The sequence below is a fragment of the Streptomyces sp. ICC4 genome, from assembly GCF_003287915.1.
Lineage (GTDB): Bacteria > Actinomycetota > Actinomycetes > Streptomycetales > Streptomycetaceae > Streptomyces > Streptomyces tritrimontium.
Genome location: NZ_CP030286.1, coordinates 6,993,502 through 7,008,904, shown reverse-complemented (window position 1 = coordinate 7,008,904; position 15,403 = coordinate 6,993,502). Strand labels below are relative to the sequence as shown.

The 15,403-nt window shown below is 72.4% G+C and carries 13 protein-coding genes, 1 rRNA gene and 2 pseudogenes; 4 read left to right on the top strand and 12 right to left on the bottom strand.

What is annotated here, in order from left to right; all coding sequences use genetic code 11:
* Positions 1 to 29 precede the first annotated feature (29 nt).
* Both DRB89_RS32875 and DRB89_RS32870 read left to right on the top strand, forming a co-directional pair.
* Positions 30 to 1,394, top strand: a complete 1,365-nt coding sequence (locus DRB89_RS32875) for an MBL fold metallo-hydrolase (protein WP_112448783.1) — start codon at positions 30 to 32, stop codon at positions 1,392 to 1,394.
* Positions 1,391 to 2,668 carry an MFS transporter gene (locus DRB89_RS32870; RefSeq protein WP_112448782.1) on the top strand — a complete coding sequence of 426 codons (1,278 nt, stop codon included), beginning with the start codon at positions 1,391 to 1,393 and terminating at the stop codon, positions 2,666 to 2,668. Before DRB89_RS32875 ends, DRB89_RS32870 begins: the two co-directional genes overlap by 4 nt.
* A gap of 223 nt (positions 2,669 to 2,891) precedes the next feature.
* Here the strand turns inward: DRB89_RS32870 and DRB89_RS45180 are convergent, their stop codons facing one another.
* The 3 genes from DRB89_RS45180 to DRB89_RS32860 form a co-directional block, all read right to left on the bottom strand.
* Positions 2,892 to 3,005, bottom strand: coding sequence for a DUF305 domain-containing protein (locus DRB89_RS45180; protein ID WP_239516446.1), 114 nt, complete (start codon positions 3,003 to 3,005; stop codon positions 2,892 to 2,894).
* 115 nt (positions 3,006 to 3,120) lie between these two features.
* Positions 3,121 to 3,936, bottom strand: a complete 816-nt coding sequence (locus DRB89_RS32865) for a TlyA family RNA methyltransferase (RefSeq protein ID WP_112449011.1) — start codon at positions 3,934 to 3,936, stop codon at positions 3,121 to 3,123.
* Positions 3,937 to 3,943: 7 nt separating this feature from the next.
* The gene (locus DRB89_RS32860) at positions 3,944 to 4,201 is read right to left on the bottom strand and encodes a hypothetical protein (protein WP_112449010.1); all 258 of its coding nucleotides are present in this window, start codon (positions 4,199 to 4,201) and stop codon (positions 3,944 to 3,946) included.
* A 65-nt stretch (positions 4,202 to 4,266) separates the two neighbouring features.
* Here DRB89_RS32860 and DRB89_RS32855 point away from each other — a divergent pair, with 65 nt between their 5' ends.
* On the top strand, positions 4,267 to 4,614 hold the full coding sequence (locus DRB89_RS32855; RefSeq protein WP_112453451.1) for a sterol-binding protein: 348 nt from the start codon (positions 4,267 to 4,269) through the stop codon (positions 4,612 to 4,614).
* A 53-nt stretch (positions 4,615 to 4,667) separates the two neighbouring features.
* Here the strand turns inward: DRB89_RS32855 and DRB89_RS32850 are convergent, their stop codons facing one another.
* The 4 genes from DRB89_RS32850 to DRB89_RS32835 form a co-directional block, all read right to left on the bottom strand.
* Positions 4,668 to 5,531, bottom strand: coding sequence for an ABC transporter ATP-binding protein (locus DRB89_RS32850; protein ID WP_204357738.1), 864 nt, complete (start codon positions 5,529 to 5,531; stop codon positions 4,668 to 4,670).
* Positions 5,528 to 6,547 (bottom strand): iron chelate uptake ABC transporter family permease subunit, encoded by a 1,020-nt coding sequence (locus DRB89_RS32845; protein WP_239516896.1) that lies wholly within the window; start codon positions 6,545 to 6,547, stop codon positions 5,528 to 5,530. Before DRB89_RS32845 ends, DRB89_RS32850 begins: the two co-directional genes overlap by 4 nt.
* A gap of 71 nt (positions 6,548 to 6,618) precedes the next feature.
* On the bottom strand, positions 6,619 to 7,665 hold the full coding sequence (locus DRB89_RS32840) for an iron chelate uptake ABC transporter family permease subunit (protein ID WP_204357737.1): 1,047 nt from the start codon (positions 7,663 to 7,665) through the stop codon (positions 6,619 to 6,621).
* Between the two features lie 140 nt (positions 7,666 to 7,805).
* Positions 7,806 to 8,888 (bottom strand): HAD-IIA family hydrolase, encoded by a 1,083-nt coding sequence (locus DRB89_RS32835; RefSeq protein ID WP_112449006.1) that lies wholly within the window; start codon positions 8,886 to 8,888, stop codon positions 7,806 to 7,808.
* Positions 8,889 to 9,004: 116 nt separating this feature from the next.
* On the opposite strand from DRB89_RS32835, the gene DRB89_RS32830 reads away from it, so the two are divergent.
* Complete coding sequence (locus DRB89_RS32830) at positions 9,005 to 10,276, top strand: DUF1015 domain-containing protein (RefSeq protein ID WP_204357736.1); 1,272 nt, start codon at positions 9,005 to 9,007, stop codon at positions 10,274 to 10,276.
* 75 nt (positions 10,277 to 10,351) lie between these two features.
* Here DRB89_RS32830 and DRB89_RS32825 read toward each other — a convergent pair whose 3' ends face one another.
* The 5 genes and pseudogenes from DRB89_RS32825 to DRB89_RS32805 form a co-directional block, all read right to left on the bottom strand.
* The gene (locus DRB89_RS32825; protein ID WP_204358034.1) at positions 10,352 to 11,203 is read right to left on the bottom strand and encodes a tetratricopeptide repeat protein; all 852 of its coding nucleotides are present in this window, start codon (positions 11,201 to 11,203) and stop codon (positions 10,352 to 10,354) included.
* 351 nt (positions 11,204 to 11,554) lie between these two features.
* Positions 11,555 to 13,006, bottom strand: a pseudogene (locus tag DRB89_RS43305) (hypothetical protein); the annotation flags it as partial.
* Positions 13,007 to 13,112: 106 nt separating this feature from the next.
* A 5S ribosomal RNA gene (gene rrf, locus DRB89_RS32815) occupies positions 13,113 to 13,229 on the bottom strand.
* 228 nt (positions 13,230 to 13,457) lie between these two features.
* Positions 13,458 to 14,495: pseudogene (locus tag DRB89_RS32810) on the bottom strand (alpha-amylase family glycosyl hydrolase); the annotation flags it as partial.
* Between the two features lie 53 nt (positions 14,496 to 14,548).
* Positions 14,549 to 15,340 (bottom strand): carbohydrate ABC transporter permease, encoded by a 792-nt coding sequence (locus DRB89_RS32805; RefSeq protein WP_112454300.1) that lies wholly within the window; start codon positions 15,338 to 15,340, stop codon positions 14,549 to 14,551.
* Positions 15,341 to 15,403 lie beyond the last annotated feature (63 nt).

The window sequence follows — 15,403 nt, the reverse complement described above, 5'->3', positions numbered from 1 at the left end:
AGCCCCTACCGTGACACTTGGAGGACCTCATGGGCTTCGCTGACGATCATCTGATGCCGCTGGTCGACGAGGGGCTGGGCAATAGCGCCTACCTCGTAGACCTCGGTGGCGGCCGGGCCCTGGCCGTGGACGCGAGCCGGGACCTGCGGGCTCTGCGCAAGGCCGCGGGCCACCGCGGTCTGACGGTGGCCTTCGCCGCCGACACCCACCTGCACGCCGACTTCCTCTCCGGAGCCGTGCAGCTCGCCGCCGACGCCGGCGCGACCGTACTGGCCTCCGCCGCCGGGGGCCGGGAGTTCCCGCACACCCCCCTCGGCGACGGCGACGAGACCGACCTGGGCGGGCTGACCCTGCGGGCGCTGGCCACGCCCGGGCACACGGACGAGCACCTGTCCTTCCTCCTCCTGGACGGCGCCCGCGAGCTGGGCGTGTTCACCGGCGGATCCCTGATCGTCGGCTCGGCCGCCCGCACCGACCTGCTGGGGGCCGAACGCGCCGCCGAGCTCGCCCGCGCCCAGTACCACTCGCTGAAGCGGCTGGCCGAACTGCCGGACGCAGTGGCCGTATGGCCCACCCACGGGGCCGGATCCTTCTGCTCGGCCCCACCCGGCGCCGAGCGCACCACCACCATCGGCGCCCAGAAGCAGGCCAACCCGCTTCTCGCCGCTCCCGACGAGGACACCTTCGTACGGGAACTGCTCGCCAGCCTCGGGACCTACCCCGCGTACTTCGACCGGCTGGGCGAGCGGAACCGACGCGGGCCCGCCGTACTCGGCGCCACCCCCGGGCTCGCAGCCCTCAGCGCCGGGGAGGTGCGAACCCTGCTCGGCGGCGGCGGACACCTCGTCGACGTACGCCCGGTGACAGCCTTCGCCGCCGGCCACATCTCCGGCGCGATCTCCATCCCGCTGCGGGACCAGTTCGCGACCTGGCTGGGCTGGCTGCTGCCCGACGACGCCCCGATCGCCTTCGTCACCGCACCGGGCCAAGACCTCTCGGAGATCACCTGGCAGGCTTTGAAGATCGGCTACGAACGGCTGGCCGGACATCTCGACGGAGGCATGGACGCCTGGACCGCCGCGGGCGGCGACCAGCAGACCCTCCCTCTCGTCAGCGCCGACCGCATCGACAACCGGCCGGTCCTTGACGTGCGGCAGCGTGCCGAGCACATCGCAGGCCACATTCAGGGCGCGATCCACATCGAACTCGGCGCCCTTACCGCTCACGCCGACGTAACCCCGAACGATCTGGTGGTGGCATGCGGCCACGGCGAGCGCGCCATGACCGCCGCCAGCCTGCTCCAGCGCGCCGGCCATCAGAATCTCGCGGTTCTCGACGGAGGCCCCACCGGCTGGGCCGAGGCAACCGGCCGCTCCCTTCAGGAGGGCGTGTGACCGCCTCGGTCACCCCTCGCCCCAAGGGCGGCACAGCGCTCGGACTGCGCGCCAACCTTGCCCAGTTCACCCTGCTCGTCGCCGTGAACGCGCTGGTCGGCGGCATGCTCGGCCAAGAGCGCACCATCCTCTCGCCGTTGGCCGTCCAGGTCTTCGGCCTGGACTCCGCCACGGCCGGTCTGACCTTCATCCTGGCCTTCGGGGCCACCAAGGCCGTCACGAACTTCTTCGCCGGCACCCTCTCCGACCGTTACGGCCGCAAGCCCGTCCTGATCGCCGGCTGGCTCCTCGCCCTGCCCGTCCCGGCGATGCTGGCCTGGGGGCCGTCCTGGGGCTGGATCGTCGCCGCCAACGTCCTGCTCGGCGCCTCCCAGGGACTGGCCTGGTCCACCACGGTCATCATGAAGATCGACCTCGCCGGGCCCGACCGCCGCGGCCTGGCCATGGGCCTCAACGAGGCAGCCGGATACGTCGCCGTCGCCGCCACCGCGATGGCCACCGGCGCCATCGCCGCCCACGCCGGCCTGCGCCCGGAACCGTTCCTGCTCGGCGCCGCCTACGCCGCCCTGGGCCTCGGCCTCTCCGTCCTCGCCGTCCGCGAGACGCGCGACCACGCCCGCGCCGAAGCCGCACTCCACCCCGTACAAGACCTGGCCGCAACCCAGTTGAGCACCGGGCAGATCGCCCGGCGCACCAGCTTCACCGACAGAGCCCTGTCCTCCGCCAGCCAGGCCGGCATGGTCAACAACCTCAACGACGCCCTCGCCTGGGGCATCTTCCCCCTGCTCTTCGCCGCCCACGGCCTGTCCATCGGCCAGATCGGCGCACTCGCCGCCATCTACCCGGCGGTCTGGGGCGCAGGCCAACTGCTCACCGGCTGGTGGTCCGACCGCATCGGCCGCAAACACCTCATCACCACGGGCATGCTGCTCCAGGCCGTCGCCATCGGACTCGTCGCCGCCGGCACCACCTTCGGCATCTGGGCCGCCGCCCAGGCCCTCCTGGGCCTCGGCACCGCCATGGTCTACCCGACCCTCCTCGCCGTGATCGGAGACGTCGCCCACCCCGCCTGGCGCGCCCGTGCGGTCGGCGTCTACCGGCTCTGGCGCGACGGCGGCTTCGCCGTGGGCGCGCTTCTCGCCGGGATCCTCGCCGACGCCTACGGGCTGACCGCGGCGGTCTGGGCGGTTGCCGCACTCACCGCCGCCTCGGGCCTGCTCGTCGCACTCCGCATGTACGAAACGCACCCCCGAGCCGCACGGATGCCGAACTAGCGGCTGCTCGAAGGGAAGGCCGGTGCCTGAACGCCGTGCGTCTCGCGGCTCCGGCCTGGTTCGGCTCGGGCCGGGGCTGGTGGTCCGGTCGGTTGCCTAGTGGTCGCCGTGCTGCCTGCCGCCCGGGCCGGCCAGGCGACGGCCACAACCGTGCCTGGGGCCAGGGACAAAAGCCGGGGGCGGGTCAGGCCGGGCGGCCCGCCCGCCCCTGGGGTTGGGCGGGTCAGTTCTTGCCGAGGAAGGTGTTCATCCGTGTGATCTCGGCGGTCTGCGACGTGATGATGGCGTCGGCCACAGGACGACTGGGTACGCTGCTGTCCGAGAGTGCTTCGAGCACACTCCCCCCAACCCGAACACCACGGAGTACTTGTCCGGCAGCGTCGGACGTGTATAACAAACAGCCCCGGACGGTGCCGCTTCCCCCGACTGCGCCGATTCCCCCGACATACTGCTCATTGCGGCCCCTCCGCCACTGCACGGTCAACATCCGCCGGGTCGAGTGCCGGTGCCCCCGCCCGCAGCCACAGAAAATACTCGACGTTGCCCGAGGGGCCCGGGAGCGGGCTCGCCGTCACCCCGACCACGCCCAGGCCCAGCTTCCAGGCCTGCGCCGCGACGTCCCGCACGGCCTGCGCCCGCAGCTCCGTACTGCGCACCACGCCGCCGCTGCCGAGGCGGTCCTTGCCCACCTCGAACTGCGGCTTGACCATCAGCACCAGGTCCGCGTCCGGCGCGCAGCAGCGTACGAGCGCCGGCAGCACCAGGCCGATCGAGATGAAGGACAGGTCGCCGACGACCAGGTCGACGGGAACCCCGTCGAGCTGCTCGACGGTCAGCTCGCGCACGTTCGTACGGTCCTTGACGGTGACCCGGTCGTCGCTCTGCAGCGACCAGGCGAGCTGCCCGTAGCCGACGTCGACGGCCATCACGTGGGTGACCCCCGCGCGCAGCAGCACGTCGGTGAAGCCCCCGGTCGACGCGCCCGCGTCCAGCGCCCGGCGGCCCTCGACGAGCAGCCCCTGCGGTTGGAAGGCCGCGAGGGCGCCCGCCAGTTTGTGGCCGCCCCGGGAGACGTAGTCGGGGTCGTCGTCGTCCTTGAGCACGACGAGGGCCGCGCTGGTCTCGACCTGGGTGGCCGCCTTCGTCGCCGTACTGCCGCCCACCGTGACCCGGCCGGCGGCGATCAGCTGCGCGGCGTGCTCGCGCGAGCGGGCCATGCTGCGGCGTACCAGTTCGGCGTCCAGGCGGCGGCGTGCCACTCCTGCCACGTTCGGTTCAGCTCCTGTTTTCGTCACGACGGGGGCCGGTGGGCGCGTCCAGCGCGGTCAGCGCGGAGCGCAGCCCCCTGTGCACATCCTCGTACACCTCGAGGTGTCCGTCCGCCGGGAGGTGGTCCGCGTCCGCCAGCCGCTCCAGCCCCGCGTCCACCCCGGCGTGCCCGGTGGCCGTGCGTACGACGCCCAGCGCGGCCGGCGCGGCCTCCGCGGGCGGCGCGGGCGGATCCTGCGGGGCGTCGGGCACTTCGTCGCTCATGCCCCCGACGCTACCCCGTAGCGCGCCGCGACCACGCACGGCTCTGCGGTACGGTCGTGATCACGATGGCTACGATCGAGGAGTGCCGTGCGGCACTCGACCAACTCTCCGACAACCTGGCGCGGGCCGAAGGCGACGTGCGCGGTGCGACCGCGCTCGACCGCTCGCTGAGCTGCCACATCACCGACCTGGACCGGACGTTCGCGGGCCGCCTCGACGGAGGCCGGATCCGGGTGGACGCGGTGGCCCCGGGGCCGCCGCCCGCCAAGGCCGCGATCCGGCTCGCCATGACCGGCGACGACCTGGTCGCGCTGGTGGCGGGCGAGCTCAAGTTCGCCAAGGCCTGGGCCTGCGGCCGCATCCGCCTGGAGGCGGGCTTCCGCGACCTCCTGAAGCTCAAAAGCCTCCTGTAGCGATCGCCGCCTCCGGCCCGCCGAACCCAGCCCCGGGAGACGTCCCGCACCGGCTACTCGGCGTGAGCCACCACCCGCGCCCGGGCCGCCCGCGCCGCCCGCGCGGCGGGAACCACCAGCGGCGTCCCCGTCTCCGGGTCGGCGATGACCTGGCACCGCAGCCCGAACACCCGCTCCACCAGCTCCGCCGTGACCACCTCCGCCGGCGGCCCCTCCGTGACGACCCTCCCGTCCCGCATCGCGATCAGGTGGGTCGCGTACCGGGCCGCGTGGTTCAGATCGTGCAGCACCGCGACCAGCGTCCGCCCCTGCTCCTCGTGGAGCTCCGCGCACAGGTCCAGCACGTCGAGCTGGTGCTGGATGTCGAGGTAGGTCGTCGGCTCGTCCAGCAGCAGCAGCGGGGTCTGCTGCGCCAGCGCCATCGCGATCCACACCCGCTGGCGCTGCCCGCCCGAGAGCTCGTCCACGGCCCGGTCGGCGAGCTCGGCGACCCCGGTCGAGGCCATCGACTCGTTCACGATCCGCTCGTCCTGCTCCGACCACTGCCGCAGCAGCCCCTGGTGCGGGTAGCGGCCGCGCGACACCAGGTCGCTGACCGTGATCCCGTCGGGTGCGATCGAGGACTGCGGCAGCAGGCCCAGCGTCTTGGCGACCTTCTTCGCCGGCATCGACCCGATGGCCTGCCCGTCCAGCAGCACCCGCCCCTGCGAGGGCTTCAGCATCCGCGACAGGGCGCGCAGCAGGGTGGACTTGCCGCAGGCGTTGGGCCCGACGATCACGGTGAAGGAGTTGTCCGGGACCTCCACCGACAGGTTCTCGGCGATGACCCGCCGGTCGTAGCCGAGGGTCACGTTCTCCGCGGTCAGCCGCTGCACTTGCCTGCTCCTCTGGTTGCCCATGGTCCTCCGGTCCCTCATATGCGGCCCGCCTTGCGCTCGGTGACGAGCAGCCAGAGCAGGTAGACGCCGCCGACCAGGCCCGTCACCACCCCCACCGGCAGCTGGTCGGCGCCGAAGGCCCGTTGCGAGGCCCAGTCGGACACCAGCAGCAGGAGTGCGCCCATCAGCGCGCCGGTCAGCAGGCTCGCCCCGGGCGAGCGGGTCAGCCGGCGCGCGAGCTGCGGCGCGGCGAGCGCGACGAAGTTGATCGGCCCGGCCGCGGCGCCGGCCGCGGTGGTGAGCAGGATCGCCGCCACCATCAGGAGCAGCCGGGTCCGCTCCACCCGCACCCCGACGGCGTACGCGGCGTCGTCGCCCATCTCGATCATCCGCAGCGCCCGGCTCTGGCCGAGGACCAGCGGGAACAGCACCGCGCAGGTCGCGAGCAGCGGCCAGACCTGGGACCAGTCCCGGCCGGCCAGCGAGCCGGTCAGCCAGACCATCGCACGGGTGGCCTCGACGAGCTGCGCCTTCGTCAGCAGGTACTGGATGACGGCGATCAGCATCGCGGAGGTGCCGATGCCGACGAGGACCAGCCGGTAGCCGTGGATGCCCTGCTTGTACGCGAGCAGGTACACGGCGATCCCGGCCGCCAGCCCGCCCACCAGGGCCCCGACGGCCACCTCGCCGGCGCCGCCGTGGAAGAGCACGATGACGAGCACCGCGCCGACGGCTGATCCGTAGCCGAAGCCGAGTACGTCCGGCGATCCGAGCGGATTGCGCGAGACCGACTGGAAGACGGCGCCGGACATGCCGAGGGCCGCGCCCACCAGGACGGCGACCACGACCCGCGGCAGCCGCAGGTCGTTGATGATGAACGCGTGGGCGGGCGTCCCGTTGCCCAGCAGGGTCTGTACGACGTCCCAGGGGGCGATGTCGAAGTCGCCGGTCCCGATGAGCAGGACGGCGGTCGCCAGCGCGAGCACCAGGAGGAGCGCGCCCACGCCCAGCGCCCGCCGCTCCACCCGCAGCGAGATCCCGCCCGGCAGGTGCAGCGGCCGGGGCCCGGTGCGGCCCGTCCGGCCCGTCCGGCCGCTGCGCGCCTCGACGGGTGCGTCGGTCACTGTCACAGCTGGGCCATCCTCTTGCGCCGGACGAGGTGGATGAAGACGGGTCCGCCGATGAGGGCGGTGACGATGCCGACCTGGAGTTCGGCGGGCCGGGTGACGACCCGGCCGATGACGTCGGCGCCGAGCAGCAGCACGGGCGAGAGCACGGCGGAGTACGCGAGCACCCAGCGCATGTCCGGTCCGGTGAACACCCGTACGAGGTGCGGGATCATCAGGCCCACGAAGGCGATCGGCCCGCAGGCGGCGGTCGCGGCCCCGCAGAGCAGGGTGATGGCGGTCATCGCGCCGATCCGGGTCCGCGTCAGGTTCGCGCCGAGCGCCCGCGCGGTGTCGTCGCCCATCGCCATGGCGTTGAGCGGCCGGCCCAGCGTGAGCGCGAGCACGGCCCCGACCACCAGGAAGGGCGCCACCTGCTGGACGGTCTCCATGGTGGCGGAGGCCAGCGAGCCGACCGTCCAGAAGCGGAGCTTGTCCAGTGCCTTGCTGTCCATCAGCTGCACGGCGTTGACGTAGCCGACGAGGGCCGCGCCGGCCGCCGTACCGGCGAGCGCGAGGCGCACGGGGGTGGCGCTGCGGCTGCCGCCGAGCACGTACACGACGACGGAGACGACGGCGGCGCCGAGGAAGGCCCACCACACGAACTCGCTCAGCGAGTCGGCGCCGAAGAAGCTGATGGCCGATACGACGGCGGCCGCGGCCCCCGCGTTGACGCCGAGGAGGCCGGGCTCCGCCAGCGGGTTGCGGGTCAGCGCCTGCATCACGGCGCCGGACAGGCCGAGGCCGAGGCCGACGAGCACGCCGAGGAGGGTGCGCGGGACCCGCAGGTCCCGCACCACGACGTCCGAGGCCGTCCCCGAGTAGTGGAACAGGCCGTGCCAGACCTCGTGGAGGGGCATCTGCTTGGCGCCGACGGCGATGCTCGCCACCGCGATCAGCGCGAGCACGCCGAAGGCGGCCAGCAGGCCGGCGGCTCTCGCGCCGTGGCGCGGGCGGGGGGCGGCGGCCGACGGCGCGCTCTGATCAGGGGGAATCTCGATCAACACGAAGGTTAGGTTAGCCTACCCTGACTCTCACTCGGCCCCCGCTCGGCCCCCGAACGACCTCCGAGCGGCCCTCGGAGCGGCCCTCCAAGCGGCTCTCCGCGCGGCCCTCGGCGCGGCCTCCGCCCCGGCTCCGGCAGCCCTTACAGCCCCAGCCTGGCCAGCGCCTTCCCCGCGTCCAGCCCGCACGACCCCTCGCCGGCGTGCGTCCAGGCCGCCGCGCACAGCGCCCGCAGCCCGTCGATCGCGTCGCCCCCGTCGATCGCGTCACTCTCCCCGTCCGCGTTGACGTCCTCGCCGCGCAGCTCCAGTACGCCGTCCACCGCGACCGCGGTCCAGCGCCCGCAGCCGAAGCCGCCGCCGTCGGCCGCCACCACCTCCGGCTGCCCCGTCAGCATGCCCCGCAGGTCCCGGTCCACGTACGTCGGCCGGTACTTCGGCTCGGCCCGCAGCAGTTGCGCCCCGTCGGTGACCCCGGTCAGCACGAGCAGCGAGTCCACCTCCCCGTTGAAGGCACCCTCGATGTCGGTGTCCAGCCGGTCCCCGACCACCAGCGGCCGCTTCGCCCCGGTCCGCAGCACCGTCTCGCGGTGCATCGGGGGCAGCGGCTTGCCCGCCACCTGCGGTTCGGCGCCCGTGGCGATCCGTACGACCTCCACCGCGGCCCCGTTGCCCGGCGCGATCCCCCGCGCCCCCGGAATCGTCAGGTCGGTGTTCGAGGCGTACCACGGCACCCCGCGGTTGATCGCGTACGAGGCCTCCGCGAACCGCCCCCACGGCAGGTCGGGGCCGCCGTACCCCTGGACCACGGCCGCGAGCCCCTCCTCCTCGGCGGACTCCACCGGCACCAGCCCGCGCTCGCGCAGCGCGACCCGCAGCCCCTCGCCGCCGATCACCAGCACCTTGGAGCCCGGCTCCACCTGTTCGGCGATCAGGCGGGCCACCGCCTGCGCGGAGGTGATCACCTCGGCCGCCTCCGTGGGGATCCCCAGCTCACCCAGGTGTTCCGCGACCGCGTCCGGGGTGCGCAGCGCGTTGTTCGTGACGTACGCCAGGTGCATCCCGTCGGCCCGCGCCGCGGCGAGCGACTCCACGGCGTGCGCGATGGCCTCGCCGCCCGCGTACACCACCCCGTCGAGGTCCAGCAGGGCCGTGTCGTACGCCTGGTGCAGATTCCGCGCACTGCCCGCGGGACTGGTCCTGCTCTGCCGGGTCTGCCGGGTCATGGTGTCCGCTCCTCCTGGGGCCCCTCCCAGCGGCGGCTGGGAGGGGATCGATCTTGTCCGGTTTCCGTACTCCCCCCGATCATCCCGCATCGCGAGACGGGTCTTACGATTCACCAATGACCACATCTGGCACCGCGGACCACGGACTGCGCCTGATCCCGTTCCATGGCCTGCGCTATGTCCCCGAGCGTGTCGGCAGCCTGGCCGCCGTCACCTCGCCGCCGTACGACGTGGTCGTGCGCCCCGACGGACTCAACCACCTCGAGTCCGCCGACCCGCACAACATCGTCCGCCTGATCCTTCCGCAGGCCGACACCCCCGACGCGCGCAACCTGCAGGCGGCGCACACCCTGCGCGACTGGCTCGCCGAGGGCATCCTCAGCGCCGACCCGGAGCCCGCGCTCTACGTCTACGAGCAGCGCAAGGGCGGTCTGCTGCAGCGCGGCATCATCGGCGCCCTCGCCCTGTCCGCCGCCGACGCCGGCATCGTCCTGCCCCACGAGGACGTCATGCCCCACGTGGTCACCGACCGGGCCGGCCTGATGCGGGCCACCTCGGCCAACCTCGAGCCGCTCCTCCTCACCTACCTCGGCGACGATCCGGCGGCGGGCGCGGCGTCGGTCGTCGAGCGCACCTCGCGGAGCGCCCCGCTGTTCGCCACCACCACGGAGGACGGCTTCCGGCACCGGCTGTGGGCCGTCACCGACCCCGCCGACCTGGCGGCGATCACCGCCGACCTGGGCCGGCGCCAGGCCCTGATCGCCGACGGGCACCACCGCTGGGCGACGTACCTGCACCTCCAGGAGGAGCACGGCTCCCCCACCGCATGGGATTTCGGCCTGGTCCTGCTCGTGGACACGGCCCGCTATCCGCTCCAGGTCCGCGCCATCCACCGGATGCTCCGCCGCCTGCCGCTCGCTGAGGCCCTGGCCTCCCTGAACGGCCACTTCCGGGTCCGCGCGGTCGACGGCCCGCTGCCGCTGGCGATGGAGGCCCTGGACGACGCCGCCGAGCGAGGCAACGCCTTCCTCCTGGCCGGCGACGGCACCTTCCACCTGGTCACCGATCCCGACCCGGCACTCATCGAGCGCACGGTCCGCCACGACCGCCCGGAGGCCTGGCGCCGGCTGGACGCCACCGTGCTCCACGCGACCCTGCTGGACACCCTCTGGGACATCCCCGACACCCCCGACCAGATCACGTACATCCACGACACCGAGGCCACCGTCGAGATGGCCGAGCGCAACGGCGGCACGGCCGTCCTGCTGCATCCCGTACGGGAGGCGATCGTCCGCGAGTTGGCCCGCCAGGGCGTGACGATGCCCCGCAAGTCCACCTCCTTCGGTCCGAAACCGGCCACCGGCCTGGTCCTGCGCAGCCTGGACTGACGGGGCCGGCCGGCCGTACCTGTGGATACGAAAAAGGGCGGTACCCCCGGTGGGGTACCGCCCTTCTCAGTTCACTCAGGCCTTGTCGCGGGCCTGGTCCTCATCGCGGTCGTCCTCGTCCTCGTCCTCGTCCAGGACGACGATCTCGTCGGTGGCGTCGGCATCGGCGTCGCCCTCGTACTCGTCGTCGTCCTCGTCGTAGTACTCGGCCTGGTCGGTGGCACGCTCCGCCGCGCGGACCTCGGGGTCGTCCGAGTCCTCGTCGTCCTCGTCGATGTCGAGGTCTTCCTCGACTTCGGCCTCGTCGTCGGCGGAGGCGTCGACGAACTCGACACCGTCCAGCTCGGCGAGCCGGTCGGAGGCGTCCGTGGCCCCGTCCTTGTCGGCCTCGAGGGTCTTGGCGAACCACTCGCGCGCCTCGTCCTCACGGCCGGCCGCCAGCAGGGCGTCCGCGTAGGCGTACCGCAGGCGCGCGGTCCACGGCTGCACGGAGCTGGAGGCCAGCTCCGGGCTCTGCAGGGTCACGATGGCCGCGTCGAGCTGGTCCATGTCGCGCCGGGCACCGGCGGCGACCAGACGCATCTCGACCTGGCCGGCCTTGTCCAGCTTCTGCACCTCGGGCTCGCCGGCCATGGCCAGCGCCCGCTCCGGACGGCCGAGGCCGCGCTCGCAGTCGGCGATGACGGGCCACAGCTCGACCGAACCGGTCATCCGCTTGGCGGCGCGGAACTCCGCGATCGCCTCGGCGTACTTCTGCGTGGCGTACGCGGCGAAGCCGGCGGCCTCGCGCACGGCGGCGACACGGGAGGCCAGACGCAGGGCGATGCGCGAGTACGCGTACGCCTGCTCCGGGTCCTCGTCGATCAGCCGGGCCACCATGACCAGGTTCTTGGAGACTTCCTCGGCCAGACCCTTCGGCAGGCTCAGCAGCTCCTGGCGAACGTCGGAGTCGATCTCGAAGCCGGTGACGTCGTCGTCGATCGGAAGCCGCTTGACCGGGTCCCGGTCCGCGCGGAAGTCACGGTCGCCACCACGGTCGTCACGGCCGCGGAAACCGCCGCGGTCGCCGCCGCGGTCATCGCGACGCGGGTAGGACGGACGGTCGCCGCCACGGTCGTCGCGACCGCCGCGGAACCCACCGCGGTCGTCATCACGACGGGGGTAGCTCGGACGGTCGCCACGGTCGTTCCCGCGGAAGCCACCACCGGTCGGACGGTCGCCGGAGGGACGGTCGCCGGAGGGGCGGTCGTCACGACGCGGGTAGGACGGACGGTCCCCACCGCGGTCGTCGTCACGGCGCGGGTACGAGGGGCGGTCGCCGCGGTCGTTGCCGCGGAAGCCACCACCGGTGGGGCGGTCGCCACGGTCGTTGCCACGGAAGCCGCCGCCGGTGGGACGGTCGCCGGAGGGACGGTCGTCACGACGCGGGTAGGACGGACGGTCGCCGCCACGGTCGTCGCGACCGCCGCGGAACCCACCGCGGTCGTCATCACGACGGGGGTAGCTCGGACGGTCGCCACGGTCGTTCCCGCGGAAGCCACCACCGGTGGGGCGGTCGCCGCCACGGTCGTCACGGCGCGGGAAGGAGGGACGGTCGCCGCCGCCACCCGAGGGACGGCCACCGCGGTCGTCGTCACGGCGCGGGTACGAGGGGCGGTCGCCACGGTCGTTGCCGCGGAAGCCACCACCAGTGGGACGGTCGCCGCGGTCGTTCCCACGGAAGCCACCACCGGTCGGACGGTCGCCGGAGGGACGGTCGTCACGACGCGGGTAGGACGGACGGTCGCCGCCACGGTCGTCACGGCCGCCGCGGAACCCACCGCGGTCGTCATCACGACGGGGGTAGCTCGGACGGTCGCCGGAGGGACGGTCATCGCGACGCGGGAAGGACGGACGGTCGCCACGGTCGTTGCCGCGGAAGCCACCACCAGTGGGACGGTCGCCGCGGTCGTTCCCACGGAAGCCACCACCGGTGGGGCGGTCGCCGCCACGGTCGTCACGGCGCGGGAAGGAGGGACGGTCGCCGCCGCCACCCGAAGGACGGCCACCGCGGTCGTCATCACGACGGGGGTAGCTCGGACGGTCGCCGGAGGGACGGTCGTCACGACGCGGGAAGGACGGACGGTCGCCACGGTCGTTGCCGCGGAAGCCACCACCAGTGGGACGGTCGCCACGGTCGTTCCCACGGAAGCCACCACCCGAGGGGCGGTCACCGCGGTCGTTGCCGCGGAAGCCACCACCAGTGGGACGGTCGCCACGGTCGTTCCCACGGAAGCCACCACCCGAGGGGCGGTCACCGCGGTCGTTGCCGCGGAAGCCACCACCGGACGGACGGTCGCCGCCACGGTCATCGCGACGCGGGAAGGAGGGACGGTCGCCGCCGCCACCACCCGAAGGACGGCCACCGCGGTCGTCGTCACGGCGCGGGTACGAGGGACGGTCGCCACCGCGGTCGTCACGACCACGGAAGCCGCCGCCGCCGGCACCGGCGCCGGTCGGACGGCCGCCACGGTCGTCACGGCGGAAACCGCCGCCGGCGCCGCCGCCACCGGTCGGCCGGTCACCACGGTCATCACGACGGAACGGCGGACGGTCGCCGCCACGGTCGTCACGGCCCCCGCGGTAGCCGCCCCTGTCACCGCCGTCGTTGCGCCGAGGCTCGCGCTCCGGACGATCGTCGGGAGAGTTGGACATGGGTGTGACTCCTGTCTTCGGGGTACCGCTAGTCATTCTCGCGCAACCAACCCATGGCCGCGCTTCGGCGTAAAGATCTGGAAAAACAAAAAGGACCCCTGCTCCAGCGTTGAACGCTGGACCAGAGGTCCTTTGAAAAATTGTTCGGCGGTGTCCTACTCTCCCACAGGGTCCCCCCTGCAGTACCATCGGCGCTGAAAGGCTTAGCTTCCGGGTTCGGAATGTAACCGGGCGTTTCCCTAACGCTATGACCACCGAAACCCTAATCGGTTTCGAGCGAACAAGCACACTTTGTAGTTATGTTCTAGCTCTAGAAACCAGCAACGGTTCGTTGCTTCAGAACTAACACAGTGGACGCGAGCAACTGAGGACAAGCCCTCGGCCTATTAGTACCAGTCAGCTCCACCCGTTACCGGGCTTCCACATCTGGCCTATCAACCCAGTCGTCTACTGGGAGCCTTGCCCGGGCCAGCCCCCGCGCCCCGCCCCCGAACCGGGTCACATGGCGCACCACGTCATGGTTCGACAGCACCCACGTCGTCGGAGCACCGACCGGGCGCATCGCGTCCAGCGAGTCGTCGATGGTGGCGCGCAGTGCCCGCGCGTCCCATCCGGTGTTCAGGTAGTGGAAGTTGAAGGCCTGGTGCAGCTCGTCGGAGCGCAGGTACATGGCCGTGCGCTCGGCGCTGGGCGTCCACGCCTCGGCGACGCCGATGCGGTCGCCCGCGTACTCGTCGAGCACGGTGCGCCAGGAGCGGTAGATCTCGTGGACGCCGTCCTGGTCGAAGAAGGGCAGCACCTGGTTGCCGAGCAGCTTGAGCTGTCCGCCGCGGCCGAGGTCGGGCAGGCCGGGGGCCTTGACCAGGCCGTGGGCCACGTCGATGCGGAAGCCGTCGACGCCGAGGTCGAGCCAGAACCGCAGGATCGAGCGGAACTCGTCCTGGACGGCGGGGTGTTCCCAGTTGAAGTCGGGCTGTTCGGGGGCGAAGAGGTGCAGGTACCACTCCCCGTCGGCGACCCGGGTCCAGGCCGGCCCGCCGAAGATCGACTCCCAGTCGTTGGGCGGCTCGGTGCCGTCCTCGCCCGCTCCGGGCCGGAAGTGGAAGCGTTCGCGCAGCGGGGACCCCGGGCCCTCGCGGAGCGCCTGCTTGAACCATTCGTGCTGGTCGGAGCAGTGGTTGGGGACGAGGTCGACGATGATCCGCAGGTCCAGCGCGTGGGCTTCGCGGATCACGGCGTCGGCGTCGTGCAGGGTGCCGAACATCGGGTCGATGGCCCGGTAGTCGGCGACGTCGTAGCCGGCGTCGGCCTGCGGGGAGGCGTAGAAGGGGCTGAGCCACACGGCGTCGACGCCGAGTTCCTTGAGGTAGGGCAGGCGGCTGCGGATGCCTTCGAGGTCCCCCATGCCGTCCCCGTTGGAGTCGGCGAAGCTGCGCGGATAGACCTGGTAGATCACCGCTTCTCTCCACCAGCCGGGCAGGGTGCCGGTGGAGGTGGGGAGTGCGTCGGCGAGGTGCTGGGTCATGTCGTCCTTGGAGAGGTCGGGCCGGGCGGTAGGAGGGGCGGAGCGCGGGGTGGTCAGCCCTTGGTCGCGCCCGCCGTCATCCCGGCGACGAGGTGGCGCTGGGCGAAGACGAAGAAGAGTGCCGCGGGGATCGCGATGACGACCGAGGCGGCGGTCATCGGACCCCAGTTGGCGGTGTACTGGGTGACGAAGGTCTGCAGTCCGCCGGCCAGGGTGAGGTTCTCCTCGCCGGTCATGAAGGCGGAGGCGTACGCGACTTCGCCCCATGCGGTGATGAAGGAGTAGAAGCCGGTGACGGCGAGGCCGGGCTTGGCGAGCGGGAGGATCAGGCGCCAGAAGGTGCCGAAGGGGTTGAGCCCGTCGACGCGGCCGGATTCGTCGATCTCGACCGGGATGGTGTCGAAGAAGCCCTTCATCATCCAGGCGCAGAACGGCACGGCGATGGTCAGGTAGGTGACGATCAGGCCGAGCGGCTGGTTGAGCAGTCCCATCTGTCCCATGAGGTTGTAGAGCGGGACGATCAGGATGGCCATGGGGAACATCTGCGTGATGAGCAGGGTCCACATGAGGGGGCGCATGCCGGGGAACCTGAAGCGGCTGACGGCGTATCCGGTGGTGGCCGCGATGAACACGCCGAGGACGGTGGTGATGCCGGCGACGAGCACGGAGTTGCCGAACCAGGTGAAGAAGGAGGTCGACTCCACCAGGAAGCGGTAGTTCTCCAGGGTCGGGTCCTTGACGAAGTCCGTGCTGATGGCCTGCTTGGCGGGCTTGAGCGAGGTCAGCAGGACCCAGAGCACCGGGAAGACGGCGATCACGGACGCGGCGATGAGGGTGCCGTGCAGGCCGGCGGAGGCGAGCGGGGAGCGCTTGCCCCGCGGGCGGGTGGAGGCCGTGGTCGTGGAGGC

Excerpts from the sequence above, each read along its gene's own strand:
- DRB89_RS32875 (WP_112448783.1), top strand. The coding sequence starts at position 30 with ATGGGCTTCGCTGACGATCATCTGATGCCGCTGGTCGACGAGGGGCTG.
- DRB89_RS32860 (WP_112449010.1), bottom strand. The coding sequence starts at position 4,201 with ATGAGCGACGAAGTGCCCGACGCCCCGCAGGATCCGCCCGCGCCGCCC.
- DRB89_RS32855 (WP_112453451.1), top strand. The coding sequence starts at position 4,267 with ATGGCTACGATCGAGGAGTGCCGTGCGGCACTCGACCAACTCTCCGAC.
- DRB89_RS32850 (WP_204357738.1), bottom strand. The coding sequence starts at position 5,531 with ATGAGGGACCGGAGGACCATGGGCAACCAGAGGAGCAGGCAAGTGCAG.
- DRB89_RS32835 (WP_112449006.1), bottom strand. The coding sequence starts at position 8,888 with ATGACCCGGCAGACCCGGCAGAGCAGGACCAGTCCCGCGGGCAGTGCG.
- DRB89_RS32830 (WP_204357736.1), top strand. The coding sequence starts at position 9,005 with ATGACCACATCTGGCACCGCGGACCACGGACTGCGCCTGATCCCGTTC.